The sequence below is a fragment of the Ruegeria sp. CDSB029 genome, assembly GCF_059611125.1.
Genome location: NZ_JBXWOX010000001.1, coordinates 1 through 24,476 on the forward strand (window position 1 = coordinate 1; position 24,476 = coordinate 24,476).

At 55.3% G+C, this 24,476-nt stretch carries 28 protein-coding genes; 7 read left to right on the forward strand and 21 right to left on the reverse strand.

The genetic code is table 11. The features are described 5' to 3' along the window. Positions 1–80 precede the first annotated feature (80 nt). Positions 81–818 carry a methyltransferase domain-containing protein gene (locus AC2FI8_RS00005; RefSeq protein ID WP_496776312.1) on the forward strand — a complete coding sequence of 246 codons (738 nt, stop codon included), beginning with the start codon at positions 81–83 and terminating at the stop codon, positions 816–818. A 131-nt stretch (positions 819–949) separates the two neighbouring features. Here AC2FI8_RS00005 and AC2FI8_RS00010 read toward each other — a convergent pair whose 3' ends face one another. Beyond that, complete coding sequence (locus AC2FI8_RS00010; protein WP_496776314.1) at positions 950–1,894, reverse strand: aldo/keto reductase; 945 nt, start codon at positions 1,892–1,894, stop codon at positions 950–952. Positions 1,895–2,520: 626 nt separating this feature from the next. On the opposite strand from AC2FI8_RS00010, the gene AC2FI8_RS00015 reads away from it, so the two are divergent. Then, positions 2,521–2,937 carry a nuclear transport factor 2 family protein gene (locus AC2FI8_RS00015; protein WP_496776315.1) on the forward strand — a complete coding sequence of 139 codons (417 nt, stop codon included), beginning with the start codon at positions 2,521–2,523 and terminating at the stop codon, positions 2,935–2,937. Between the two features lie 211 nt (positions 2,938–3,148). On the opposite strand, the gene AC2FI8_RS00020 is transcribed toward AC2FI8_RS00015, so the two are convergent. The 3 genes from AC2FI8_RS00020 to AC2FI8_RS00030 form a co-directional block, all read right to left on the reverse strand. Then, positions 3,149–3,835, reverse strand: coding sequence for a GNAT family N-acetyltransferase (locus tag AC2FI8_RS00020; protein ID WP_496776317.1), 687 nt, complete (start codon positions 3,833–3,835; stop codon positions 3,149–3,151). A gap of 178 nt (positions 3,836–4,013) precedes the next feature. Beyond that, complete coding sequence (locus tag AC2FI8_RS00025; RefSeq protein WP_282022344.1) at positions 4,014–4,505, reverse strand: P-loop nucleotide/nucleoside kinase family protein; 492 nt, start codon at positions 4,503–4,505, stop codon at positions 4,014–4,016. A gap of 16 nt (positions 4,506–4,521) precedes the next feature. Next, positions 4,522–5,433, reverse strand: a complete 912-nt coding sequence (locus tag AC2FI8_RS00030; protein WP_496776891.1) for a LysR family transcriptional regulator — start codon at positions 5,431–5,433, stop codon at positions 4,522–4,524. Between the two features lie 84 nt (positions 5,434–5,517). Here AC2FI8_RS00030 and AC2FI8_RS00035 point away from each other — a divergent pair, with 84 nt between their 5' ends. Further along, on the forward strand, positions 5,518–6,165 hold the full coding sequence (locus AC2FI8_RS00035) for a class I SAM-dependent methyltransferase (RefSeq protein WP_282022346.1): 648 nt from the start codon (positions 5,518–5,520) through the stop codon (positions 6,163–6,165). 286 nt (positions 6,166–6,451) lie between these two features. Beyond that, positions 6,452–7,033 carry a GNAT family N-acetyltransferase gene (locus AC2FI8_RS00040; protein WP_496751207.1) on the forward strand — a complete coding sequence of 194 codons (582 nt, stop codon included), beginning with the start codon at positions 6,452–6,454 and terminating at the stop codon, positions 7,031–7,033. A gap of 219 nt (positions 7,034–7,252) precedes the next feature. Here the strand turns inward: AC2FI8_RS00040 and AC2FI8_RS00045 are convergent, their stop codons facing one another. The 17 genes from AC2FI8_RS00045 to secG all read right to left on the reverse strand — a co-directional run bounded on the left by AC2FI8_RS00045 (position 7,253) and on the right by secG (position 22,530). Beyond that, positions 7,253–8,878, reverse strand: a complete 1,626-nt coding sequence (locus AC2FI8_RS00045; protein WP_496776319.1) for an adenylate/guanylate cyclase domain-containing protein — start codon at positions 8,876–8,878, stop codon at positions 7,253–7,255. A 361-nt stretch (positions 8,879–9,239) separates the two neighbouring features. Further along, positions 9,240–10,412, reverse strand: a complete 1,173-nt coding sequence (locus tag AC2FI8_RS00050) for a tyrosine-type recombinase/integrase (protein WP_496776323.1) — start codon at positions 10,410–10,412, stop codon at positions 9,240–9,242. A gap of 77 nt (positions 10,413–10,489) precedes the next feature. Continuing rightward, positions 10,490–10,699 carry a hypothetical protein gene (locus AC2FI8_RS00055; RefSeq protein ID WP_496776325.1) on the reverse strand — a complete coding sequence of 70 codons (210 nt, stop codon included), beginning with the start codon at positions 10,697–10,699 and terminating at the stop codon, positions 10,490–10,492. Beyond that, entirely contained in the window at positions 10,681–11,193 is a 513-nt protein-coding gene (locus AC2FI8_RS00060; RefSeq protein WP_496776330.1) for a hypothetical protein, read from the reverse strand. The genes AC2FI8_RS00055 and AC2FI8_RS00060 overlap by 19 nt, the downstream gene beginning before the upstream one ends. Before the next feature lie 189 nt (positions 11,194–11,382). Continuing rightward, positions 11,383–11,577, reverse strand: coding sequence for a hypothetical protein (locus tag AC2FI8_RS00065; RefSeq protein WP_496776332.1), 195 nt, complete (start codon positions 11,575–11,577; stop codon positions 11,383–11,385). Between the two features lie 280 nt (positions 11,578–11,857). Beyond that, a complete protein-coding gene (locus AC2FI8_RS00070; RefSeq protein ID WP_496776334.1) occupies positions 11,858–13,192 on the reverse strand; it encodes a tyrosine-type recombinase/integrase in 1,335 nt (444 codons plus the stop codon). Positions 13,193–13,643: 451 nt separating this feature from the next. Beyond that, a complete protein-coding gene (locus AC2FI8_RS00075; RefSeq protein ID WP_496776336.1) occupies positions 13,644–14,450 on the reverse strand; it encodes an ABC transporter permease in 807 nt (268 codons plus the stop codon). Beyond that, positions 14,447–15,334 (reverse strand): ABC transporter permease, encoded by an 888-nt coding sequence (locus AC2FI8_RS00080; RefSeq protein WP_108858966.1) that lies wholly within the window; start codon positions 15,332–15,334, stop codon positions 14,447–14,449. The genes AC2FI8_RS00075 and AC2FI8_RS00080 overlap by 4 nt, the downstream gene beginning before the upstream one ends. 71 nt (positions 15,335–15,405) lie before the next feature. Further along, positions 15,406–16,119 carry a transporter substrate-binding domain-containing protein gene (locus AC2FI8_RS00085; RefSeq protein WP_058276110.1) on the reverse strand — a complete coding sequence of 238 codons (714 nt, stop codon included), beginning with the start codon at positions 16,117–16,119 and terminating at the stop codon, positions 15,406–15,408. A 31-nt stretch (positions 16,120–16,150) separates the two neighbouring features. Next, complete coding sequence (locus AC2FI8_RS00090; RefSeq protein ID WP_058274821.1) at positions 16,151–16,927, reverse strand: ABC transporter ATP-binding protein; 777 nt, start codon at positions 16,925–16,927, stop codon at positions 16,151–16,153. Between the two features lie 125 nt (positions 16,928–17,052). Beyond that, a complete protein-coding gene (locus AC2FI8_RS00095) occupies positions 17,053–17,805 on the reverse strand; it encodes a phosphate/phosphite/phosphonate ABC transporter substrate-binding protein (RefSeq protein ID WP_496776339.1) in 753 nt (250 codons plus the stop codon). Further along, on the reverse strand, positions 17,802–18,239 hold the full coding sequence (locus AC2FI8_RS00100; protein WP_496766837.1) for a tellurite resistance TerB family protein: 438 nt from the start codon (positions 18,237–18,239) through the stop codon (positions 17,802–17,804). The genes AC2FI8_RS00095 and AC2FI8_RS00100 overlap by 4 nt, the downstream gene beginning before the upstream one ends. A 20-nt stretch (positions 18,240–18,259) precedes the next feature. Then, a complete protein-coding gene (locus AC2FI8_RS00105) occupies positions 18,260–18,709 on the reverse strand; it encodes a tellurite resistance TerB family protein (RefSeq protein ID WP_058276107.1) in 450 nt (149 codons plus the stop codon). Between the two features lie 110 nt (positions 18,710–18,819). Beyond that, complete coding sequence (locus AC2FI8_RS00110) at positions 18,820–19,596, reverse strand: isocitrate lyase/PEP mutase family protein (protein WP_058276116.1); 777 nt, start codon at positions 19,594–19,596, stop codon at positions 18,820–18,822. 160 nt (positions 19,597–19,756) lie between these two features. After that, positions 19,757–20,239, reverse strand: coding sequence for a bacterioferritin (locus tag AC2FI8_RS00115; RefSeq protein ID WP_496722126.1), 483 nt, complete (start codon positions 20,237–20,239; stop codon positions 19,757–19,759). Positions 20,240–20,362: 123 nt separating this feature from the next. Continuing rightward, the gene (gene pyrG, locus AC2FI8_RS00120; RefSeq protein WP_496776341.1) at positions 20,363–22,006 is read right to left on the reverse strand and encodes a CTP synthase; all 1,644 of its coding nucleotides are present in this window, start codon (positions 22,004–22,006) and stop codon (positions 20,363–20,365) included. 158 nt (positions 22,007–22,164) lie between these two features. Then, positions 22,165–22,530: a preprotein translocase subunit SecG gene (gene secG / locus AC2FI8_RS00125; RefSeq protein WP_058276104.1), complete on the reverse strand. Its 366-nt coding sequence runs from the start codon at positions 22,528–22,530 to the stop codon at positions 22,165–22,167. A 150-nt stretch (positions 22,531–22,680) separates the two neighbouring features. Between secG and nthA the strand changes: the two genes are divergently transcribed. The 3 genes from nthA to AC2FI8_RS00140 are packed head-to-tail and all read left to right on the forward strand — an operon-like array spanning position 22,681 to position 24,301. Then, entirely contained in the window at positions 22,681–23,295 is a 615-nt protein-coding gene (gene nthA / locus AC2FI8_RS00130; protein WP_496766835.1) for a nitrile hydratase subunit alpha, read from the forward strand. Further along, on the forward strand, positions 23,292–23,969 hold the full coding sequence (gene nthB, locus AC2FI8_RS00135; protein WP_496766834.1) for a nitrile hydratase subunit beta: 678 nt from the start codon (positions 23,292–23,294) through the stop codon (positions 23,967–23,969). Before nthA ends, nthB begins: the two co-directional genes overlap by 4 nt. Then, positions 23,966–24,301, forward strand: coding sequence for a nitrile hydratase accessory protein (locus AC2FI8_RS00140; protein WP_496766833.1), 336 nt, complete (start codon positions 23,966–23,968; stop codon positions 24,299–24,301). Before nthB ends, AC2FI8_RS00140 begins: the two co-directional genes overlap by 4 nt. Positions 24,302–24,476: the final 175 nt, after the last annotated feature.

A 24,476-nucleotide genomic window follows, 5' to 3' on the forward strand; every position in this document is an offset into this window, starting at 1 on the left:
CCTTAACGGCTTCGATGAACCAGAAATCCTCCGTTGCTCAAACCCCAAATCTGTCCGGTAGGCGCTGACGTCAGACAAGCGTGTACCAAGGCGCTGATGTCACACGACGGCGGCAGGGGTCCTTTGATGCCCTTAAGCCCGGTCCAGGTGAAACTATCCTTGACGTTGGCTGCGGCAACGGACTTTTGACCCTAGAGCTTGCCCGGGCGGTGGGGACCAGCGGTCGTATTATTGGCGTGGACCCAAGTGAGAACATGCGTCAGTCGGCTCAACAACGGTGCCAAGACCAAAGCTGTGTTGAGCTTGCCGCCGGTTCAGCAGACAGTCTACCGATTTCGTCCAGTACGATAGACAAGGCGGTTTCGGTACAGGTATTTGAGTACTTAGACGATATCCCTTCGGCTTTGTCTGAAATTCATCGCGTGCTCAAACCCGGCGGAATACTCGTCATCGGCGATATTCACTTTGACAGTCTGATTTGGCACAGCGACGCTCCGGACAGAATGGAGCGAATGGTTAAGGCCTGGGACCATCATTTCGCCGAACGCCGAGTTCCGGTCCTATTGCCACTATTGCTGAAGGAGGCTGGCTTCTCAGTAGAAAGCGTCACGCCAATCACTATTTGTGATACGCAACTGAAGCCCGACGGGCTGGCGAATATGATGATCATCTTGATGCGCGGATTTGCTGAATCCAGGAACCTTGTTCCGGCCGAGGAAGCCAAAAACTGGGCGGAAGAGCAACGTTTACTGGCTGACAGTGGGCGTTTTTTCTTTTCTCTAACGCACTTTGTTGTCACGGCTCGAAAATCGGTTTGAAGTTGGTACCAGAAAGGTTGGTCAACGAAATAAATGTCCGCACTCCGGTCACTGATGTAATGAGCAGCGAATGACTGCTTCGAGCCCAAAGCAGTCAATTGGCAGAACAGTATCCTATCCGAAAATCGCCTCTAAGCTTCTGGGTCGCTCGAAGTTTTATCGAGCTCAGCGAGTTCTTCCCAAAGGCGTTCAGGGATGGACCACTCTGCCCATTCCATCGCCTGTTGAACGTGCTGAGGCCATGTCACTCCGCAAACCGTCGAAGTGATGTCGCCATCTTTCAACGAGTATTGCAACGCGACAGCCCCGACTGGGACATCGTAGTGCCCGCATACCTCTTCAACAGCACGTATTGGCGCAAGTACTTCATCATCTGCTGGTCGATAGACATAAAAGCGATGGATCGCACTGCCTCGGGCAAGTGCACCTCCGGAATAAGGTGCTGCGTTTAATATCGAAACGCCTCTTGATTTCGCGAGTTCTATCAGGGGTGCCGCGTTATCGTTCACTAGCGTATGCCTGTTGTGTGTCAGGACCACGTCAAAATCCCAACCCTCCAAAATTGGCATCATTAAGTCGATACGTCCCGCCGCGATTCCGACCGCCTTTGCCAGACCTTCCTCCTTGATACGGAACAACTCTTCAATCGCGCCACCTCGTCCTTTGACCTCAGATAGGTCATTTGCATATTCGACATCATGGACGTGGAGTATATCAACGCTGTCGACGCTTAGGGCCGCGAGACTTTCCTCGAATGATCTACGTGCCTGTGAAGCATCAAAAGCACCGGTTTCCATGTCCCGGTCGATTTTGGTGGAAAGCACCCGACCGTCCGGCCAACCGCCAAGCTCACGAATGACTTTTCCTATGCGCTCTTCACTTCGTCCCATGGCATAGCAACGGGATGTGTCCAGGAACGCATTTGGCTGCGATAGAATTGCTCGAATTGTATCAATCGCGCGGTCTTCCTCAACTTCATACCCATAGATTTCCGGGATACTTCCCAACCCCGTCGACCCAAACCCGATGCGAGGGACCCGTATACCTGTCTTACCAATTTCGCGTAACTCTGCCATGCCAACCTCCCAATTGGTTCCGGACATTCGCAGATGTTGCGCGAGTAGTTTATTGAAAACAAGTCAGACTTGTCGCCGGAGTTGCTCTCCGGCCTAAACGCAATCTTTCAAGCGGCAAATTCACTAGGCCTTTCGCGGATGGCAGAAATGTCCGCAGAGCGGTCATTGAGACGGAGCGCAGCGAACGACCGCTCTGAGCCCGAAGCGGACAGCCAGAAACGGCCGATCGCTGGACTAACCTACCGAGTGGAACTCAGCCGATCGAGACAGGTTGCGGGTATGATCCGAAATTGCTGGCGCTTCGTAAGCATTCCGAACCCGATAGAGTGGATCAGAATATGCAAGTTAATCTCGATCGATCATCCTTTTCGCTTCTATGCTCAGTGATTGTCCCGACGTGCGCGGCCACATCAGTGAATGCTGAGCTGCGCGCCAGCTTCATCGAAAGTGCTCCCAAGGATCGCTTTCAGATCAGGAACGAAAGCGAGTGCATACTTACAGATGAGGAAGTCCTGGTTGATCTGGTGGTTCGAAAGCTCAGGCGAGAGCAACGGCATACCCCTATTGGCCGCGGAGCAACTTTCGAGGAGATTGGATTCCAGATTCAAAGCTAAGGGAAGATCAAGATGCCGGATCGTGTGACATCAAAACAAGCCAACGAAATTTGCCACCGTTACATTTCAGCGATGGAAACAGGCGATCTACAAGAAATCGATGCTCTTTTTGCTCGATCCGCCACGGTCAAAACACCGATTTCAGGTCACAAACCGGCACGTGAGTTTTATTCGTATGTGTTTGAGGTGATTTCAGATCGCAAGATGGTCCTCAGAGATGTATTTTTGAGTAGTTCAAATCCTAACAAGATTGCACTTTATATGGCGTATACTCGCACGGTCAGAGGAAGCGCTCCCGGCACGATCGAGACGATTGATATGTTCGACTTGACGGAGACTTTAGATCAGATCAGCGCCGTTAACATCTTATACGATACCGCAACCGTCCGTTCAGATTTTGACGCCCCGGAAAATCGGATCGACCATTAGAAGTTGCTTAACCGATCGTTCGAGGGACTTAGAAAATTACCTGCAGACTCGTGAGGCAATCTGCGGTTCTTCAATTCTGGGGGATTCGACCCGACGGCTGGTTTGTGCATTACGATCGGCAGCTTTGTGCGCGTTGCTGCCGTTTGCGTCTTACAGTTAAGGTCCGAAGTGAGCCCAAAGCAGACTACTTCGCTCTATGCCTTTCGGAAAATCATAAATTGGCTGAAATATCGAGTTCCATTAGCACACAAGCTCCCTCGTACTTGATATCCAGAAAAGGCCGTTGTCCGTCCAGTTCGAAGTCTTCGTAGTCAATCGAATGAACGCTGTCGAAGCCCGCTTTCAAAAAAATGCGTTGTGAGAAACGGTTCGTCGCTTCCGCAAAAGCAATCCGATAGCCGGATCTCTTGGCTTGACTTACACAGGCATCCAGCAAGCTTTGAGCAATTCCCTTTCTCGAGAAATCGTCACGCACAGCGATCATGAAAATATGAAGATATTTCTCTGCATGAACGTTGTGCGTATTCAAAAAAACGCTTTCTAGCTCATCAATTAACGTGATGACTGGCTCGGAACCTAAATCCATCGCATTAATCCCATCGGGCGGCGGCTGACCGAAATCATGTGCTAAAACAGCGCCTACAATCTCACCAGAAGCTTCATCAAGAGCGACAGATGACAAACCTTCTTTTGCAGATTTTAATCCAAATACTGCGGCGAGCTTTTCGAGCTTTTCGGGCGAGAATTTAGTCGAAACGGCGGGTGGATCTCGCCTGCTCAAAACGTCGCCAAGCAGCTTTGACATTTCACCATTATCTGCTTCCGACATTCGTCGTATAACAATCTGTGAACTGCCCACTTGGTACTCCCCCAAAACAAGTGGCGTCAATTTACTCAAACACAGTCCGTTGTGTCTAACAGTTTCAGTTTCATAGCGATCGCCCGAATTATCCGCACAGCAGGCTTTAGGGCTGTTAGAACCGGGTCAATGAACTACTGAATGTCCGGTTCGAGCCCAAAGCAGTCGTTCATCCGTCGATGCAGAGTAGGTGCTCGAAACATGTTTGGTGCCGCCGCTACTGACGGTGAGTTATGATGTTAAAACCTTCTTCGGGTGATGGTGGCACGAAATGCCGCGCAATACGGCGATATTGATCTTCTGTTGGTGCAAAGGCATGCGCGCCTTCTCTGTTGCGCTTATGCAGCCGGTGCAGACAAACCTCATCTGGCAAATCCAAAAAGTGAAGGTGGTGCTGCGCAGTAGTGTCTTTCAGCAAGTCGCGCATCCAAGCTCTATTTTCAATTGTGTTAGCTGGAAAATCGAGAACCACTGAAACGCCAGCCTTCAGCAAAGAAGCCACGTGACGCCCCATGACCGGTCGCAGTTTCAAAGCGCAATTCACGTAGTCCTGCAGGGACTTCATCTGGTCGCCAAACAGGGCGCTAAGCCATTCATCTTCCGAAATGAGCACGACTGTGTCTCTTTCCGCTAGTTCCGCTGCCAGAGTAGATTTTCCAGAAGCGACTTTGCCGCATAGCAAGTGAAGCGTTGAAATAGCCTGTGACATAGAACGAACTCCCGGATTACCTGATGGTCCCTGCGCTAAGTTGGTCCGCCAGTTGATCAAACACCAACCTGATCCTTCGTGCGGTATGTAACTCGGAGTGTGTCGCCAGCCAAATCGGGAACTTAAACGGCTCGCGGTCGGGGAGCACGCGCTCCACACCAGGTGTTAAGGCAGCCACATCATCCGACATTACACTTATGCCAAAACCTTGGCGCACCAGTTGCCAGGATACAATCCCGCTTTGTGAGCCAATCCTGAAGCTCTTTCGTGTTACTTTAATGCCCGCCGGATCGAGAAAACCGATCATCGTGTCGATGTCGCCAAACCCGACAAAGTCCAATTTCGCAAGTTCGTTTTCATTTTTCGGCCGTCCCACCTGATCAAGGTACGAAGGTGCTGCGTAAAAATGGGCCGTGGCCTCGGCGACAAGCTTTGCTGTCAGATCCGGCTGAGTTGGACGCACATGTCGGATTGCGATATCAGCCTCACGTCGCTGTAGGTCTCGTATGTCATTTGCAGCAACGATGTCGATCTCTAGTCGCGGTGCCGCAAGTCGGATCGTTTTCAGTATAGGTGGCAGCTGATAAGCAGACATCACATCGGACGCAGTAATCCTGACTTGCCCTTCAACAGCTTGCGACTGGCTTGTCGCAGTAAGAGAAATCCTGTTCGCCACATCCGCCATTTCTCTGACATGCAACAAAAGCTCGGCGCCAGCAGTCGTCAAATTAAGCGACTTGCCGACTCTTTCAAACAGGGTGATGCCAAGGGCCGTTTCCAGCGCAGCAACTTGACGGCCAACAGTGGGTTGAGTTTGCTCAAGAACGCGTGCCGCTGCAGAAAACGAGCCTTCTTCGGCTGTCGCAAGAAAGGACCGCACCTGGTTCCAGTCGAAATTGATTGCCTTCCAGTTCATGCATTTATGCATAACACTTCTGCAAATTGTGGCAATTCCATAAATGATTGTTTGGAAGTAAAGGATACGGCAACAACCTTTTTTGAGAGTAATGAAATGACTGCTTTGTCCAAGGATGCCGCGTTCTGGAGCAAAATCTCGCAAAAGTACGCGGCAGACCCAATCCGCAACATGGAAGGGTATCTGAAAACACTCGAGCTTACGAAGTCCTACCTGAAAGCGGAGGACAACGTACTGGAAATCGGGTGCGGGACGGGTTCAACCGCGCTGCTGCTTGCACCGCATGTCGCCCATGTCACTGCCACGGATCTCGCTCCGGGCATGATCAAGATTGCCGATGAGAAGCGTGCTAAAGAAGGATTGGAGAACGTCACTTTCAAGGTGGCTGAAGTTCTTGAGCACGGTTTAGATGAAGGTTCTTACGATGCGATCTTGGCGCATAATTTGCTTCATCTTCTGCCCGATTTGGACCAAGCGCTCGAGCACATTTCCGCGCTTACAAAACCCGGTGGGCTTTTTATATCCAAAACCGTCTGCGCACCTGAGAGCGGTGGTTTCAAGTATGCGATGATCAGTCGGATCGCTATCCCAGTCATGCAGGCTCTTGGGAAAGCCCCGTTTGTGCATTTTGTGTCTGGATCAGTGCTTGAAAGGAAAATCGCGTCCGCAGGCTTCGACGTGCATTATACTGCTGATCAAGCCTCAATGCTCCAGAGCCGCTATATTGTCGCGCAAAAATCTTGAAGTGTTAGTTCGTTTAGCTGCATCCGTTGAAACGATCTTTGCGTAAACTTGCACGATACTTTCATACTGGAAGGAACGGAGTTACCTCGGTCTGCTGTACCTTAAGAGTGTTGTTGCGAAAGGCCGTTTTGTCCGCAAAGCGGTCGTTCAGACGGTCACGTTGCGCGGCGCTGCAGCGAATGACAGCTTTGAGCCCAAAGCGGACTATGTCAGTCGGCTTCAAGTCGTTTGAGTTTGGTACGTAGTTTCCGAAGTGCTGCGAACGTGAAATTCGTTGGAGGCTAATATGATTACACTTGAACCACCGTTGAGGCTCGCTGACGAAACGGATGCTAGCGAACTCGCCGAATTGGTGAACTTTGCCGGAGAGGGCTTGCCTCATTACATCTGGAAAGGCCTTGCAGAAGGCGGACAAGATGCATGGGAGGTAGGCCGTGCGCGGCAGGCCAGCAAAGCGCGTGAAGGTCAAATTGTCGTCGTAGACTACGGAGCTGGCGCAGTTGCTAGCCTAACCGGTTATGCGATCGGTTCAGAGCCAGTTGAGATTGGGAAAGATTTCCCAGCGCTTTTCCGTCCGTTTCAGGAACTGGAGAACAAAGTAACTGAAAGTTGGTACGTGAATGTCTTGGCTTGCTACCCCGATCATAGGGGAAAAGGGCTTGGCTCACGCCTGCTTGGCATCGCTGAAAAGATAGCACATTCCGAAGGACTGAACCGAATGAGCGTAATAGTGGCTGACAACAACATCGGTGCCCGAAGTTTGTATGAACGCATCGGCTACCACGAAATAGCATCTGCACCTTGCGTAAAAGAAGACTGGGAAACTGAGACAGAAAACTGGATGCTGCTGTCAAAGTCGCTGCCGTGAATGATGCCGCAATAGTCTTCATAGCAATCGTTCACGCGGAGTACCGAAAATGTTTACAACGAGCCCAAAGCTGCCCTGGTAAATAATGCATCTTTGTGCTTGCGGCTTCTGTGGGTAGCAGGCTTTAGGTAAAGTTGCATCAGAATATCGAACGACGACAATGAGATGCATAGCTGCGGTTCGGTTCTAAACCTCTGCGCTCGTAACCCATTTAGGCCTCTATGCTTGGATTGGGTTGCTTGGCAACCCTATCGCCTCTCTGATGTGGTCAGGCAAATGAAGGTTCTGTGCTAAGATATCCGCTTTTTCTGGCAATGCTTCCGCATGTTCTACGGTCGTTTCCGCCTCGCAGTGCATTCCCGACTTCCTGAGTATCCACGCCCTCACCAACCAGAAGTGTCGACAATAGGGGCGCATTTCAGTCGCGTCTGAAATTGCTTCAATCGCGAGTTTTTGATCACCTGCCATCATGTGGGCAATCGAAAGGGGATAAAGCCGGTACGGCAGAAACGGATCCTCGGTGGAACGACCCACAGCCTCCACCAAACTCTTCCGAGCAGCTTCCCAGTTGCCGGCAATAACTTCGGTATAACCGCTCGCCTCCATACCCAAAACGTAACTAGGATTCAGTCGGAAAATTCTATCAATGTCCTTCCGTGCACCATGCAAATCACCCGCGAGGCGCGCGCGCACCTGTGCCCGCGTGTACCAGCAATAGTCGGAGCGAGGCGCGGACTGAACAGCCTTGTTCGAAGACTCAATGATCCGTACACGCAAATCAGGATCAGCCTCGCGATAGCATGCTTCTAAGGGGTACAGTTTGGCTTCACACCACATTGCAAGCCCGGACCCATTCTCGGGATCGAGTCGAAGCGCTCGCTCTAGCAATTTACTCGCGTGATTGTAGTCCTCGACGGTGGCACGATAAAACAGCATTGCCGCTCGGGATCTCAACTCACTTGAGCTCAATTGATCGTCTGGAATATCATTAAGCCGGTCACCGTCAAACGCATTGATCTGCAGACGTAAATCGTCTGACAACTGTTCTGCAGCCCGGTCGCTTAATTCAAACAAATCCTCTGAATCTCCGTTTAAGAAGCGCGACCAGGTCACCTGTCCATCTCCCAACCGGGTCAGGCTTGACGATATCCTTGCTTCGGTCTCCCGGCAGCGCAACCTGCACCTCAGGCTGTAAGTCGCTTTGGTCTCGGATGTTGAATCTGTTGCAATTACACGAACACCGGTGCGGCGCGAAAGACTGTGGACCAGCTGCTCCTGCAGGTCAGCGCAAACCTCAAGCGTCTCTCTCGTTTCGGGAGCACTTGTGACCGGTTCGACTGCAATGGAAGGCAATTCGGTAAGTTCAATTTCACGCTGCGTGGCGGGCCGCCATTGAAACCCATTCACCGGGTTAGCAACGTTCTTTAAATCGAACCTACCCGCATCGCTGAAACCCGCTGAGAGCTTTTCGTCCAACTGCCGCTTGAGGTCTTCGGAGATCATCACGCCACCGGGTGGCGCCTCGGTTTGCAGGCGCGCGGTGATGTTTATTCCGGCGCCATAAGTGTCGGCCTCGTCTTGAACGATCTCCCCAAGATGCGCTGCCATCCTCAGTCTGATTTTTTTATTTTCAACCAATGCCAGTTGCACAGATTGAGCTGTTTCGATTGCGGCTGATACTGATGGAAAGGCAATTATCCATCCATCACCCATACGCTTAAGTATCTCGCCGCCTCTTTGTAAGGCTTCTGGTTCCAGTAATTTATCACGAAGGTCTCGGACCAGCTCAATTGCGAGCGCCTGATCCGCCTCCATTGCGGACGTATAGCCGACCAGGTCGGCCATCAAGATCACAGCAAGGCGAGCTTTCATAAAGCGAGGTTAAGACAACGTTCAAACATTGTCATCTTTTGAAAGCGGACGATTCAACCTTGATACATCATCACATCGATGCAGCGAATGACGGCTTTGTCCGCGTAGCAGTCGTTCATGCCGAGTGCGGCGAATGACTGCTCCGAGCCCCTAGCAAACAAAATGCTGCGTCCTGCACGAAGTTCCGCTTTCCCCGATTAGGCTATCGTTCCTGACCGCAATCATTGCACCACTCGTGAATAATTAGTGGTTGCCGACACATGACCTTAAGGAAGTTTTTCTGTGATGATGGGGATCACTCCAATGGCTCTGTCTGGAACGTTGATTTTCTTTTTCAAACCAGCCTCTTAATGATGTTTCGCAACTCCTCCTCATTTTGGCTTTTGGGCAGGTTTTGGGCAGGTTTGTTTTGGGTCAGGTGTTTGAGGACTTCGGACCACGCAAGCATAGTGCGTTGGCGCTCCGGCCATCGGTGCGAGGTTTGGTAGGCTTGCGTGACAGCGTCGAAGGTCGCGGATGCGCTGTGGTTGAGGCACAGGTCCAGCAGGCCGTGATCGAGGCCCAGCCGCGCGCCATCGGTAAGCAGCGTCTTTCGCCAGTCATGCAGCTTGCAGTATCGTCGGTCGCCCTTTTTGACGAGAGGATCACGGTGTGCGTTGACCCAACGGATGAGGTCGGCGCGGTCGACCTTGTGGATGCGGTTGCCGTTGCCGTTGACGAACAGGGGGGCGCTGCTTTGGGTTCTGTCGCCGATGGCATCCTTCAGGATTGACCGCAACCACGGCGAGATCGGAATCCAGTGGGTCTTTTTGGTCTTGGTGAGCGCCGCCGGGATTTCCAGCCTGTTCTCGTTCAGGGACACGTCGCCGACGTTCAGCGCGCTTGTTTCTCCAGTTCTCGTGCCGATCAATGCCAGCGTGAACAAAAACCTTCTTTGCCAGTCGCGCAGGTCATCGGCAGCGGCGAAGATGGACACCACGTCGTTGAGCGTGTAGCGGGCGGTTCCGAACGGCCTCGGAGGCAATGCCAAGGGCGCGGTTGGATCAACCTCGATCAGGTGTTCTTGGATGGCAGTGCGCAGGATTGTCCGAAAGGCCACCAGAGCGTTCCGGGCGGTGGTTTCTTTTGATGCCCGGAGGACGGTGTAGATCGCCTGAACATCGGATGTGGAGAGTAGGGCTGCCGGAATGGACAAGAGCGGCTTGAAATTGCGCCTCACGAGTCTGGCACGGTGTTCAGCTGACTTCTGGGGGCTTTGGGCCTCCCAGCGGTCCACCAGATCGGCGACAAGCAGGTCTGCGCGGCGTTGGGCATCCGAATAAGGGTCCAGCCCCATCTTTGCCCGCTTGGACGCCGTCTTGTGGGCTTCCACCGCCGCTGCTACGCTGAAGGCCGGGAAGTAGCCCAGCCTCACCTTGTGAGCGGTCCCGTTCAAAGACAATCGGCTCGTCCACGTGGCGCGGCGTTTTCCGACTCTCAATTCCAAGCCGGGTACGTCATCGGCCACAACGACGCAACCTGGCCCCGCTGTTTCGGCCACCAGCCGTTGCAGAGACCTTTGGGTAAACTCGTGTACCCGGTGCCTCACTCGTCCGCTTGTCCGTTGCGGTGGTCGGCCAGCCTGCCTCGGAGGGCATCGAGTTGATCCAAGACGGAGTGGGTAAGAAAGTTGACCCTTCGCGCCTGCGCATGTTCCACAGCAATATTCGCGATCTCGGTCATCAACATTGACATGGCCGTTTCAAGCTTTTCGGTTTCAGCCTCAAGCTGGGTTATCAAGTTTCCATGTTCCATCGCTTTGCGACTCCTTTTTGAATCTCTGAAATTTCGTCTGAAAAAGAACGCGCCGGGTCGCTCGCTGCTTGAGGGCTGCTCCCCGGCGCGGTCTTTTTTATCTTTCTACTAACGGTGGGGCGTTCTGCCCCAGTTAGTGGGGCGTTCTGCCTCAGTTGGGTAGGGCGTTCTGCCCCAGTTGGGGTGGTGCATTCTGCCCCAGTTTCCACCACTTCGTTCGGCGTCCATCGGTGGTTGATGCGGACCTCCATGCGACCCTTTTCCGGCCCGCGCCTGCGAAGATGGATTATCCCCACCGCCTCAAGCCGTCGCAGCGATCTCCGGCAGGTTTTTCTGTCCACGTTCATTTCGATTGCCAACGCATTGACGTTTAGCCGCCGGAATTTGCCTATCGCCACCTCGTCCCACGCAAGCTGGTACATCGCGCTGTGACAATTACCGGGCGGCAAGTGTCGTTTCATTTTGCGAAAAAGTGCGAAGGCTTCGCGGCTCACGCGCAGGATTCCTGATTTAAGGAACTCTGCTAAGGTTGCCCTGCATTTTGTCAGAATTGCGGGACTTTAGCGGGTCCAGTTGACGCGTCGCTCACGGGCGGCGCGTTTTCGTTGGCAAGCCTTCACCGTTCCGCAGGGCGCGCCTGCGGTTGGATGAAACCAGCGATGTTGGGGGGTGCTACTAGGCGGTTAGTCTAGTTCGCGCCGGTAGCGGATTGCGCGTCCGTAGCGTCTAAATGCGAAGACGGGGTTCTCCTTGGCGCGGTCCTGCGCAAGGAAGGACGCGCTCATCCCGGTCTCTTCGGATTTTTCGTGGATCGTCATGTTGAAGCTGTTCCGGCGCTCTTGCACGGCGGCGTCCAGTTGGTCGGTGGCGTTACCCATGTTGCAGGCTCCTTTCACATTGCGGCCCTCGGCGAGGCCTATTGCGGCTTCAAGGATTGCGATGCGCTACCGCCGAGTCAAAAATAAATTCATTGGGCTGGTGGAGCCAGTTAAGCCAACAGCGCAACGCACGCCGCAAATGCACGATCTGCAAAGGTTTGGACGGGGGTTTTGAAAAGCTAATCCTCGGAAAGGTCGATTTTTAGAAATAATTCGTGTTTGCCCAGAAAGGCAAAAGGCCGCGCCATCGGCACGGCCCTTTAAGTCCATGGTGTCATAGTTACTGAGAATCGCCCAGCAGCGCCGACTCAATTTTGGGTGCCCAATTGGGCAATTCCTGCTGCAGGGTCAGCAGGTATTCACCGGTCACACCGTCCAGTGCGTGGCCGACCAGCAGCTTGTAGATCGGTCCCGGCACATTGGCCTGCGCCGCCGCTGCGATGAACCCTCGCCGCAAATCGTGGTTCACGGCTTGCACGGGCAACTTGGCGAGCGATTTGCGGGTGTCGGTTACGTGCCCGTCACCGCGCGCGGCAGGGAACACCCATTTGCTCTCCGGGCTACGCGCGCGTTGCTGTTCTAGGATGGCACGCATCTCGGCGGTGATGGGACGTTCGAGTTCCACGCCCGATTTCATGCGCTCGCCCGGAATTGTCAGCCAGCCCGGCTTTACGTCGATCTCGTCCCACGCCAGTTCCAAAACCTCATTGCGGCGAAGCCCGGTGATGTAGATGAACCGAATGGCTGCAAACGTGGAGTAGGGCGCAAACTCGTCGTGGAGTTTGGCTGCATGATACCAATCCGCCCGTTGGTCGGATGGGATCGAGTTTGTGCGCACGGGCGTTTTGACACGCACCTCTTTTTTTCGGCTGACACCAAAAGTGGGATTGTTGCGTGGTCGCGCGTCCTCGTCGCCGTGCGCCTCCGCCCAATTTTCCCAGATTGACCCGAGGGAGCGGATCATCGCGTTCGCCGTTCCGATGCTCTTTTCCTTGAGCAGCCGTTCGTAAGCCGTCTTGACGGTCACGCGCGTGATTGAGGTCATCGGCAAGTCGATGGCGGTCGTCACGTATTCCCAAATCTCGGGAGCGTCCGCCGGGCGCTTGGTGCCCAGCAAATCCAGACAGCTGTAGGCGTAGCGGTTCAGAGTGCCTTGCCGGGTGCGTGGCTTGTGTTTTCTCAGCAGGGCCAGAGCCTCGCCCAAAGCCATCGCTTCCATCTGGTCAACGACGTTTTTCAACTCAGCCTCCCGGCGCTCGGTTTCCTTGCGCTGCTTCGGCGACACCCATGTCCCGTTTCCCATCGCCTTCGATGTGGATGACGCCCACGCCATCAGTTCGTGGACCGGCGTGACCGTGGTCCAGCCCGCCATCGTTTCGTAACCGTTGCTGCGAGTGCCTTTGAGTTTGCGGCGAACGCCTGCAGACCAAGAGCCTCTCTGCTTGCGTAGGAACAGGCCATTTACAATGGTGTCTCGCAGAGTGACGTCCGACTCGTTTTCCAACGCCGTGAACGCCTCTGCAAGGCTGGACCGCGTGAATTCAAACTTCGCCGAGATGGCGTCTGTGCTGTCGTTTGCCTTTGCTTTTGCAAATTGTAAAATCGTTACAGTCATCGTCGTTACTCCTAATAACGTCTGTGGTTAGCAGTCCGGTTTCCGTTGGCGCGGAGCCGGGCTGCGTTCGTTTTGAACACTGGATACTTAGTTGGTCCAAAATCACCCATCAAGCCATTAGTGCACCATTAGTGCACCAAATCGCGGATTTCAAGTCAACGACCTAGTGCATCGTTGCAAGCCGCAGTGCATTAGGGTGCATCAAAAATTCAAAAATAACGAAATTATTTCAAGAATTTACGTCTTTGACTTGGGGCGAGATGTATTGCCGTGCATCTGGGTGAAAAATCGACGCAGCGGATTGTGGATCCAGAGGTCCCCTGTTCAAGCCAGGGAGGCGGTACCATCTTCTCCTGATACGCAAGCCTCCGTAGAACGTTCCTAAGAAGTTTTGACGAGAAAAAACCGGGCTTAAAACCAGCCCGGCTGTTACAGTGTTGGATAGCCTGAATTAGCGCGCCAGATTCAAACGGAACCTCATCTTGGCCTTTCTGGCGGCCGGCAGGTGGCGGTTCAGTCGTTTGTTGATCAGCCCGAACACCCCGACCACCACTAGCGTCAGCAGGATGAAGTAGAAAGCCAGGATCGGGTAGGGGATGAACGGGTTGAACGTCTTGTCGGCGAAATAGCTGGCGTAATACAGCGCGTCACCGCGTTGTTGCCAGGCGGGGAAGGCCGAGAAGAAGACCAGCGTTGTGGCGTGAAACAAGAAGATTGCTTCGTTCGTGTACGCAGGCCACGCCAGACGTAGCATGGTGGGCCAAACGATCCGGCGGAACCGCGACCAGCCCGACATGCCATAGGCATCAGCGGCCTCGATATCACCCTTGGGGATCGAGCGCAGCGCGCCATAGAAGATCTCACCGGTATAGGCGGCGGTGTTCAGGAACAAAACGATCAACGCCCCCAGCCATGCCGACGTCAGGGCGTCGAACATGGGATAGGACTTCTTCAGCGACAGGAAGAAGAAGTAGGCAAAGAAGAACTGGATGAACAGCGGCGAGCCGCGGAAGATAAAGACGAACCACTCGGACGGTTTGCGCAGCCACTTGTTGGTGGATGCTTTGCCCATTGCCACGGCGGTTGCCAGAAAGAACCCGGTGACCAGTGCCATGATGCCGAAATAGATATTCCAGATCATACCTGAACCGATCAGGGTGAATTGCTCGCACAGGGTAAAATCGTTGCGCGGCAGTAGCCGCTCACCAAGGCCCAGGGAACGCAGGCCGTAATCCTGGATGGTCTGGATGCAGCTCATGCGGTGGTCTCCTTGCGCAGAAGCTCTCCGCCTGATGTGGCCTGTCCGTGGGACAGGCGGCGCATCAGCTTTTCAAGCCCGATTTCCGAGACGCGAGTCATGCCGAGGTAGAAGATCAGCAGAGCCAGGAAGTACCACATCCGCCAGTCGCCATGGGGGTATTGGGTGAATTTCGTGGTCTTGGTCCCGCCCAATTCACGGGCCCAATAGACGATGTCTTCGATGCCCAGCAGGAACAGCAGCGGGGTGGCTTTGATCAGCACCATCCACAGGTTCGACAGACCGGGCAGGGCGTAAACCCACATTTGCGGCACGAGGATGCGCCAGAATGTCTGGCTGGGGGAAAGGCCATAAGCGGCTGCAGTTTCCAGCTGCGCATGGGGAACCGCCCGCATTCCGCCAAACAGCACGTTGGCCGCAAAAGCTCCGAAAACGATCGAGAAGGTGATCACCGCGAGGAAGAAACCATAGGTTTCATGCACAAATTCCGGCGCGGTGCTGAGCGGTAGTTTTGCCGACTGGCAAACGATGAAGTCGTTGCCCTGGCGGATCGGATCCGGCCAGTCGGGGCAAAGGATCTTATGGCGCGTCCATTCAAAAGCCTGATCCAGAGCGATCACAAAGAACATGAAGAAGGCGATGTCCGGCACACCCCGTACAATCGCGATATAGCCCTTGCCCAGCCAGCTGACGGGGGGGATATGCGAGCGGGCGGCCATGGCACCAACGAACCCGAAACTCAACGCTACGGGCGCTGTGACGGCCAGCAACAGCAGAACCTTCAGGAATGACAGGTAAAACGACCAGTGTACGCCGTTGGTGAGGTAGCAGGAAAACCAGCGGAACGTGCCCAGCGTATCGGGATCAGTGCAAAACGAGAAAATGGCGGGCCTCTTGAGGTGCTAAGGCTCAGGGGCGGCGCGCCCCGGTATTGGGGCGCGCAACCTGATTCAGATCAGAAGGTCGAGGACACTTCCCATTTGGTGATCAGCTCGTTCAGGCTGCCGTCGTCCTTCATGGACTGGATGGCAGTGTTGAGCTTCTCTTTCAGATCACCGTCCGACTCGCGCACACCGATGCCGACACCACCACCCAGCGGGACATCTTCGGCGACAAAGCGCAGGTCCGCGTCTTCATCTGCAATCGGCGCAAGGAAAGACTTATCGGCCAGAACGGCGTCAGCTTCGCCATTGCGCACGGCTGCGATGGTTTCTTCGGGGCTGGCGAACTCGACCAGAGTTGCACCGGATTCAGCAATGTAACCGGCCTGAATGGTGCCGGTCTGTGCCGCAACAACGCCGTTCGCGACATCTACGTCGTCGGAGGTTGCAACATAAGCCGACGGATCTGGCGGCGTGTAGTTCTGAGTGAAATCAATCACTTCGTCGCGCTCGTCGGTGATCGACATGCCCGCGATGATGACGTCATAGTTGCCCGACACCAGGTTCGGAATAATCGAATCCCAGTCGTTCTTGACCCATTCGCATTCCAGGTTTGCGCGCTTGCACAGCTCGTCGCCCAGCTCACGCTCGAAACCGTCGATCTCGCCGGCGTCATTGATGAAGTTCCACGGAGGGTAGGCGCCTTCGGTGCCCATGCGGACCGTATCGGCCATGGCCATACCGGCGCTCAGCGCCAGTGCTGCTGTGGTCAGAATCAGGTTTTTCATTGTTACTCCCCTTTTTGGTTCTGTCCTGAATTTATGCCGCCATGGTGGCGGAGAGAAAACCCTGAAGTCGCGTGGATTCAGGGGTCGTAAAGATGTCTTCCGGCAGGCCTTCTTCTTCGATGAGGCCTTGATGCAGGAACACCACATGGCTTGAGATATCGGCAGCCATTTTCATATCGTGTGTCACGATGATCATGGTGCGACCTTCGGCGGCCAGATCCTTGATCACTTTGATCACTTCCTGTTCCAGTTCGGGGTCCAGCGCCGAAGTCGGTTCGTCGAACAGCAGGGCCTGAGGCTCCATGCACAGGCCGCGCGCAATCGCGGCGCGTTGCTGCTGACCGCCTGACAGTTGCGCGGGATACGCGTCGCATTTGTCGCCGATGCCGACCTTTTCCAGATACCTACGGGCGCTGTCTTCAGCCTCGGCCTTGTCGCGGCCCATGACGGTCACGGGGGCCTCCATCACGTTTTGCAGGATGGTCATATGGGCCCACAGATTGAACTGCTGAAACACCATCGACAGGTTTGTGCGAATGCGCAGGACCTGTTTAGGATCAGCCGGACGGCGGTTATGTGCGTTGCCAGTCCAGCGGACCGGTTCGCCCTTGAACAGAATTTCGCCCTCTTGGCTGTCTTCCAACAGGTTGCAGCAGCGCAGAAGCGTCGATTTGCCAGAACCGGACGAACCGATGAGTGAGACGACATCACCGCGTCTGGCGGTGATATCCACCCCTTTCAATACCTCAAGATTGCCAAAGCTCTTGTGTAGGTTCTTGATCTCGATGACCGGAGTGGAATCTGTCACGGGTGGTCCAGCTGCTATTGGTGTTGGTGCGGTACTAGGGCTGAAATTTCAGAGCAATGCAATGCGCAAATGACACGGAACGGGCCACAAACTGTCAAAATGACCAGACGTTCTGACCAAAGTGGTCACGGATCGATCAATTTGGCAGCCTCAGGGGACGGGTTGGGAACGGCAAGGTAATGCTCGGCTGGAATGTCGATCAGACCACGCAAGTGCAGCATCTTTTGGTCGGCGGGGGAAAGATCGTTAATGGCTGCACGAACCGCCTTTGCAATCTGGGGCGCATCCTGGCTATTGGCCGTGATGTAGGGCAGGGCGGGCGAAGGTTCGGTTGCTGCGACCTCGCGAAGCTCAGCCCCCAAATTCGAGTGTTCCTTGAGTAATTCCCACGTAAGCGCATCCAGCGCGGCATAATCCGCGCGGCCTTCCGCAACAGCGGCTGCCGAAAGGGCATGACCGCCAGTTTCCAGCACGGAACTTGGAAGGCGGCTGTGACGTGACAGATGAACCATGGGCGCAGCCCAACCGGACTGAGAAAGCGCCTCATTGTATGCAAAGGTGCCGTTGGCAAGCTGATCCAGATCGCGGGTATCGTCTTTTAGGGCCACGATAACAGACCGGTAGTATCCTGGCGGACAGCCTGCCAAACCGTAGTCCGGCGTACCAACAAGCTGAACTTTACCGTGCAATAGGGTGCGGTAAGGCATGCCGCAGGTTTGGGAGAAAACAAGGTCAGGGCTATGCCAGATATCCCAAACGTCGGCGCCACGTGTCAGATGCGCGGCGCCAAATCCAAGATGCGCCCGAATCAACGACCAGAAACGATCATTGGCTGGTTGCAGCGCGGGCATGTCATACATGCCCAGCATTGAAATCACGATTTGGCCGCCTTTTGCCGGGCCAGGGCGGAATCGACGTCGCTGACACCCAGCAAGCTGACAACCAGACGCAGCAGCGAATCTTCTTCGCCAGTACGATGCCCATCAGCCAGCGCGACCGACCACATCGCCTGAACTACGGCCAGACGATCTTCGTAAGCGACGGCCTCTTTGATCGCGCGGGTAAAGCGGACAGTATCGGGGGCTTCGGCTTCTAGATCCTCGGCGCTAGCGCGAAGGGCTGCGGCCTCAAAAGGGGACAGGCCATAGCGTTCCGTCGAAATCCGGTCGATTCGGGCCATTTCCGTGTCGGCATAGTCGTTGTCGGATCTGGCGATGCGAACCAGAAGGGCCGTAAGGGCCAAACGGGCGTCGTTATCGGCAAGTGGGTCGGGCTGCGGCTGCGTGAGCCGGGACAGAAAATCGCTGAACATGAATTGGTTATAGAAGCGGACTACTTCTGTTCCAAGCGCGTTTGTACCCGTTCATGCGCTTCTTGGCTGTCTTTAAAGCTCAGGCCCATGGCGATGCGGGCTTCTTCGACGATCTTCATTTCGCCTTCGTCCGAATTGCCATCGGCCAGAACGACCTCCCACAAAGCGTCCAGCGCGGCCAGACGTTCCTGCAGGTCGGTTGTTTCGCGGATCAACTTGCCGAATGTATCGGTGTCTGGCGCGGCGGCGTGCAATTTTTCGCAGGTGGCGCGGACCTTGGCGGCCTCGATCGCGTTGTGCTGATAGAGCCGCGCAAGAATGCGGTCGATCAGGCTGATTTCTTCCAGTTTGTAATCCCGATCCGCCTGCGCCACGCGCACCATCAAAGCACCCAAAGCCAGTTCGGCGTCAGGATCGGGCAAATGGTCGTGCTGTGGCGGGCGAAACGCCTGAAGGAATTTTTTCAACATGCCGCGAGGTTATTCCATATTTTGTGGCCCGCCAAGCGCTGACTACCCGTCATAGCCCTGAATGGTCACAACTTTGCCGGTATCCGCTTGTATCGGTATCTACCCTCTGGCTAGGCGCCTGACTGCAGCGCCTGTTTCGCTTGTTCCTGCAGCCAGCCGAGCATCTTCCGATACGGCACAGGCCCATAACTGATCCGGGCGACGCCCAGCGACGCAAGCGTCGCGGTATCCGGCGTCCCGGGCAGGGCAATGATATTCACAGGTAGATCAGTCGATTCGCAAAGCCGGGCGATCATGTCCTCATCCTTGAGGCCGGGTGCAAAGAATCCGTTGGCACCCGCGTCGGCATAGGCTTTGGCGCGGGCCATCGCATCGTCGAGCATCGCCTCGTCATGCGTTTCCGGCGCAGCCTTCAGGAAGATGTCCGTTCTGGCGTTGATAAAAGCAGGGACGCCAGCGACGTCACACCCTTCGCGCATCGCACCAACGCGGGCGGCTTGGGTTTCGATGTCGTATAGGTCCTTGGTGCCGACAATCTGGTCTTCGAAGTTGAAGCCGACGACACCTGTTTCAAGTGCACTTTGGACATTGGCGATGATTCCCACCGCGTCCTCGGCATAGGCCCCCTCGAAATCCAAAGAAACAGGAAGGTCTACGGCGCTGACGATTCGGCCGGCGTTGTCCAAAGCGACATCCAGCGGGATGTTCTGGCCGTCGCCAAACCCCTGCGCCATTGCAACGGGTGCGCTGCCGGTCGCCAATGCCATGGCGCCTGCATCCCGCACGGCACCGGCGCTGCCAGCGTCCCAGATGTTAAAAAGGATGACCGGATCGCCCTTTTTGTGCAGGGCCGCAAAGGTTTCTGCGTTTTGGATTTGATCGGTCATTTGGGCCTCTCCTGTCATCATTTACTTAACAGTAACCACTTGGAACTGTGCCCGAGTAGTGTTTTTTGGCCGCACACCGTCACTTTGCGGTGACGAACGAAAATGGGCCAACATTTGTTGGCCCGAATCCTTCGACATGGTGAGATCAGTTGCTGAGGAGTCAGTCTTCGCCGGCTGTGCTCGACACGTATCGAGCGCTGAACGCCGGCTCACCCAATCGTTTGAGCAGCGACAATTCGGTCTCCAGCCACGCCTTGTGACCTTCTTCTTCCAGCAGAATTCGCTCAAACAGGGTTCGGGTTCCCACGTCACCGGCCTCAGCCGCCTGTGCCGCAGCTTGGGTGTAGAAGTCGATGGCTTCCATTTCATCCTTCAGGTCCGCGGTAAACATCTCTTCCAGGTCGTCCGCCGCCTTTGGGTTTTTCTGAAGCTCAAGCTCTGGCTTTGCGCCAAGGAAAAGAATGCGTTCGATATAGGCATCAGAATGCCCCAACTCTTCCTGCATCTCGCCGCGCATCTTCTCGGCCAGGATGTCCAAACCCCAATCGTTCAGTACATGCGAATGCAGCTGGTATTGATGCGCTGCGGTCATTTCCATGTGAAGCGCTTGTTGGAGGTTTGTTATCGTTGTCGCATTGCTCATCTGAAAACTCCTAAATCTTTGAACTGCATCCATGGTGCACGGCAGGTGGACCTGCTTGTTCAAATAGTTAGGAGGTTACACCCCACAAAACAATGCGGGGTGACAGTCCGACACAGACACCACTTAAACGAGGCGCGAGGTGTCTTTCGCTGCGCGCACAAAGTCGCGGAACAGGGGGTGTGGATCAAATGGCTTGGACTTCAGTTCCGGATGGTACTGTACGCCGATGAACCACGGATGGTCTGACCATTCTACGATTTCCGGCAGACGGCCATCGGGCGACATCCCCGAGAAGTTCAAGCCAGCTTTTTCCAGCTTGTCGCGGTACTTGATGTCCACCTCATAACGGTGCCGGTGGCGTTCTTCGATATTGGTGCCGCCGTATACCTCTGCCACTTTCGAGCCATCGGCCAGTACCGCGTCATAGGCGCCCAAACGCATGGTACCGCCTTTATCGTCACCGACCTTGCGTTCGACCTTGTGATTGCCCTGCACCCATTCTCTCAGGTGATAAACAACAGGCTCAAAACGTTTTTTGCCCGCTTCGTGGTCGAACTCTTCTGAGCCCGCCTCTGTGATGCCAGCGGCGTTGCGGGCTGCTTCGATTACAGCCATCTGCATACCAAGGCAGATTCCCAGATAGGGCACTTTGTGTTCGCGCGCGTATTGCGCGGCTTTGATCTTGCCTTCAGTGCCGCGTTCGCCAAATCCACCGGGAACGAGGATCGCGTGGAAGCCTTCCAGATGCGGGGCTGCGTCTTCGGTATCAAATACCTCGGCATCGACCCACTCGACCTTTACGCGAACCCGGTTGGCCATACCGCCATGGGTCAGGGCCTCGGCAATCGACTTATAGGCATCTTCAAGCTGCGTGTATTTGCCGACGATGGCGACTTTGACTTCGCCTTCAGCATTGTGGATGCGGTCGCTGACATCTTCCCATTTTGTCAGATCGGGCTTGGGGGCAGGGCTGATCTGGAACGCATCCAGAACCGCCTGATCCAGTCCTTCGCGGTGATAGGCCAGTGGGGCGTCATAAATGGTCGACAGATCCTGTGCCGCGATCACGCTGTCGGGGCGCACGTTACAGAACAACGCCAACTTTTCGCGTTCTTTGACCGGGATGGGACCCTCGGAGCGACAGACCAGAATGTCAGGGGCCAGACCGATCGAGCGCAGCTCTTTCACCGAGTGCTGCGTCGGCTTGGTTTTCAATTCGCCCGAGGCCTTGATGTAAGGTAGCAAGGTCAAGTGCATGAACAGGCATTGGCCGCGTGGCTTATCCTGGCTGAACTGACGGATGGCTTCGAAGAAGGGTAGGCCTTCGATATCGCCGACTGTGCCGCCAATCTCGCACAGCATGAAATCGACCTCATCCTCACCGATCGAGATAAAGTCTTTGATCTCGTTGGTGACGTGCGGAATCACCTGAATGGTCTTGCCCAGATAGTCGCCGCGGCGCTCTTTCTCGAGTACGTTGGAATAAATCCGACCCGAACTGACCGAGTCGGTTTTGCGCGCTGCCACACCGGTGAAACGTTCGTAGTGACCAAGATCCAGGTCGGTTTCGGCTCCGTCATCGGTCACGAACACTTCGCCATGCTCGAACGGTGACATCGTGCCGGGGTCAACGTTGAGATAGGGGTCCAGCTTGCGCAGACGTACCGAATACCCTCGGGCCTGCAACAGCGCGCCCAAAGCCGCCGAAGCCAGTCCTTTACCCAAAGACGAAACCACACCACCAGTGATGAAAATAAAACGCGCCATGTTTTCGGCTGCTCCCGTGAGACGTCAAAATCAGCTGCCCGACGGTTCCGAAAAACCGCTGCACCACGGGACTTCACATATAGAGGATTCGCGCCAATAGCGCAAGAGAACCGCAAGATGCTGTTGCAGTTCTCTTTCAAGTTTCTAGGTTTTGTGGATCAGTTGGCTTGTGGGATCAGCGGCGCGTTGTCGCCATCTGCCGGAGGCAGCAGATCGTCAGCCGACGGAACCGCAGGTGTGCTTTCCTCGGTCGGTGCCGGGGCAGGAACGCCCAAACGGTCGATCACCGAACTGCCCGAGGATTTCTGTGCGGCCAGAATGGTCAGCGTGATTGATGTCACGATGAAGCAAGCGGCCAGGATCCACGTCACCTTGCCCAAAGCAGTCGCTGCGGCGCGTCCGGTCATGGCGCCGCCACCCCCGCCGCCCATGCCAAGGCCACCGCCTTCGGACCGCTGCATCAGAACAACGGCAATCAGGCCAAGGGCCAGTAGGAGGTGGATGATGAGAACGACGTTTTCCATGGTGTTCCTGTACAGCGTGGCGTGTATCGCGTGGTACTTATGCAAGTTTGCCAGCGGGGGCAAGTGAGGAGTTGGCATCAAGATCGGTGATGTTCCGGATCACGGCAAAGGGACTGGACAGCATGGCCGCACCTCGCGCAGGCTGCGGCCATGCCACATGATGATCACGACCACCCGCACACCCTTTTGCCACCTGATCCTGCGCTGCGGGTAAAGGCGCTGGAAACGATTCTGACTCGTAAAGGTCTGATCGATCCGGCGGCGCTGGATGAAATTATTGATACCTATCAGAACAAGATAGGTCCGCAGAATGGCGCGCGGGTCGTTGCCAAAGCCTGGACCGACCCGGACTTCAAAGCCGCATTACTGAAAGATGCCACATCGGTTGTCGCCGATCTGGGTTATTACGGGCGTCAGGGTGAACACATGGTTGTCGTTGCAAATACCCATGAACAGCACAACATGGTCGTATGCACCCTGTGCAGCTGTTACCCGTGGCCGCTGCTTGGTATTCCGCCGGGTTGGTACAAATCCGATGCCTATCGGGCGCGGGCTGTGCGTGAGCCGCGCAAGGTTCTGGCGGAATTTGGTGTGACCCTGCCCGAAACTTCCTCAGTTCGCGTTTGGGATTCGACGGCCGAGGTGCGGTACCTTGTGCTTCCGATGCGGCCAGAAGACACGGATGGCTTAACAGAAGACGAGTTGGCGGCGCTTGTCACACGCGACAGCATGATCGGAACCGGTTTGCCAAAGGTGCCATCATGACCCGAGTTCACGATATGGGCGGGCGCTTTGGCGATGGGCCTGTGCTCCCTGAACCCGAAGATGCCCCGGTCTTTGCCGAAGACTGGCATGCAAGGGCATTGGCCGTAACACTGGCAGCGGGATCGCTTGGGCAGTGGAACATCGACGTATCCCGGCATGCGCGCGAGAGATTGTCGCCTAAGGACTACGCCCGTTTTTCTTATTACGAGAAATGGATTTCGGGGCTTGCGGACCTTCTCGTCGAAACAGGCGTGCTGACAGATGAGGATCTGCGCGGCGAGACAGACGGCGACAATCACCCCCTGGCAAGCCGCGTGCTGAAGTCTGACGCGGTTGCGAAAGTGTTGGCCAGCGGCGGGCCTGCGGATCGCCCTTCAAATGTGCGGGTGAAATTTGAACCGGGGCAAAAAGTTGTGACCGCCCGTCAAGCCGCGAACCGCCTTGTCGACGGCGGGCATACGCGTTTGCCCATGTACGCCACCGGGGCAAAAGGGCGCATCCTTATGATGCACGGAACGCATGTGCTGCCGGACTCTAGTGCTCATAGGTTGGGGGATGCACCCGAGCCGCTTTACGCCGTGGTCTTTCCGGCATCCGAGCTTTGGGCCAATCCCGAACACTCGCAGGATGAAGTCGTTTTGGATCTTTGGCAAAGCTATCTGGAACTCGCATGAGCGACTGCATAACTCATACTGCTCCCGAACCAGCCTTCGCAGAGCCCTGGCACGCTCAGGTCTTTGCTGTGACGGTTGCCTTAAACGAGGCCGGACGGTTCGACTGGCCGGATTGGGCGGCGCGCTTTTCGGCCAGCTTGAAACAGAACGGTTTGGATCGCGAACTGAATGGAGGGGATGACTACTTTTTTGCCTGGCTGGAAACGCTCGAGGCGTTTTTGGCCGAGCAAGGTGTCGCAGCTCCAGATGAAGTGGTCCAATTTCGCGACAAGTGGGAAGAGGCTTATTTGACCACCTCTCATGGACAGCCGGTGCGGTTGGCCAAGGGGTAGGGGGCTCTGCACTCGTTGCCCGTGCCGGGCACTTCCCCCGGGGGTATCTTCAGCCAGATGAAGCGGGGGATCCGTTTCTTCACCTGGCCAAAAATATCCCCGCCGGAGGCATCGTGCGCAGCACGATCTCTGCATGCGTCGAATTACCGGTTTCCCTGTCGCTTTCCCCCCGTTA

Bases quoted from the DNA above. Each gene is read 5' to 3' on its own strand.
- AC2FI8_RS00010 (WP_496776314.1), bottom strand. From the start codon at position 1,894: ATGGCAGAGTTACGCGAAATTGGTAAGACAGGTATACGGGTCCCTCGC.
- AC2FI8_RS00015 (WP_496776315.1), top strand. From the start codon at position 2,521: ATGCCGGATCGTGTGACATCAAAACAAGCCAACGAAATTTGCCACCGT.
- AC2FI8_RS00025 (WP_282022344.1), bottom strand. From the start codon at position 4,505: ATGTCACAGGCTATTTCAACGCTTCACTTGCTATGCGGCAAAGTCGCT.
- AC2FI8_RS00030 (WP_496776891.1), bottom strand. From the start codon at position 5,433: ATGCATAAATGCATGAACTGGAAGGCAATCAATTTCGACTGGAACCAG.
- AC2FI8_RS00035 (WP_282022346.1), top strand. From the start codon at position 5,518: ATGACTGCTTTGTCCAAGGATGCCGCGTTCTGGAGCAAAATCTCGCAA.
- AC2FI8_RS00040 (WP_496751207.1), top strand. From the start codon at position 6,452: ATGATTACACTTGAACCACCGTTGAGGCTCGCTGACGAAACGGATGCT.
- AC2FI8_RS00045 (WP_496776319.1), bottom strand. From the start codon at position 8,878: ATGGCCGACCTGGTCGGCTATACGTCCGCAATGGAGGCGGATCAGGCG.
- AC2FI8_RS00055 (WP_496776325.1), bottom strand. From the start codon at position 10,699: ATGGAACATGGAAACTTGATAACCCAGCTTGAGGCTGAAACCGAAAAG.
- AC2FI8_RS00065 (WP_496776332.1), bottom strand. From the start codon at position 11,577: ATGGGTAACGCCACCGACCAACTGGACGCCGCCGTGCAAGAGCGCCGG.
- AC2FI8_RS00070 (WP_496776334.1), bottom strand. From the start codon at position 13,192: ATGACTGTAACGATTTTACAATTTGCAAAAGCAAAGGCAAACGACAGC.
- AC2FI8_RS00075 (WP_496776336.1), bottom strand. From the start codon at position 14,450: ATGAGCTGCATCCAGACCATCCAGGATTACGGCCTGCGTTCCCTGGGC.
- AC2FI8_RS00085 (WP_058276110.1), bottom strand. From the start codon at position 16,119: ATGAAAAACCTGATTCTGACCACAGCAGCACTGGCGCTGAGCGCCGGT.
- AC2FI8_RS00100 (WP_496766837.1), bottom strand. From the start codon at position 18,239: ATGTTCAGCGATTTTCTGTCCCGGCTCACGCAGCCGCAGCCCGACCCA.
- AC2FI8_RS00105 (WP_058276107.1), bottom strand. From the start codon at position 18,709: ATGTTGAAAAAATTCCTTCAGGCGTTTCGCCCGCCACAGCACGACCAT.
- AC2FI8_RS00110 (WP_058276116.1), bottom strand. From the start codon at position 19,596: ATGACCGATCAAATCCAAAACGCAGAAACCTTTGCGGCCCTGCACAAA.
- AC2FI8_RS00115 (WP_496722126.1), bottom strand. From the start codon at position 20,239: ATGAGCAATGCGACAACGATAACAAACCTCCAACAAGCGCTTCACATG.
- pyrG (WP_496776341.1), bottom strand. From the start codon at position 22,006: ATGGCGCGTTTTATTTTCATCACTGGTGGTGTGGTTTCGTCTTTGGGT.
- secG (WP_058276104.1), bottom strand. From the start codon at position 22,530: ATGGAAAACGTCGTTCTCATCATCCACCTCCTACTGGCCCTTGGCCTG.
- nthA (WP_496766835.1), top strand. From the start codon at position 22,681: ATGCCACATGATGATCACGACCACCCGCACACCCTTTTGCCACCTGAT.
- nthB (WP_496766834.1), top strand. From the start codon at position 23,292: ATGACCCGAGTTCACGATATGGGCGGGCGCTTTGGCGATGGGCCTGTG.
- AC2FI8_RS00140 (WP_496766833.1), top strand. From the start codon at position 23,966: ATGAGCGACTGCATAACTCATACTGCTCCCGAACCAGCCTTCGCAGAG.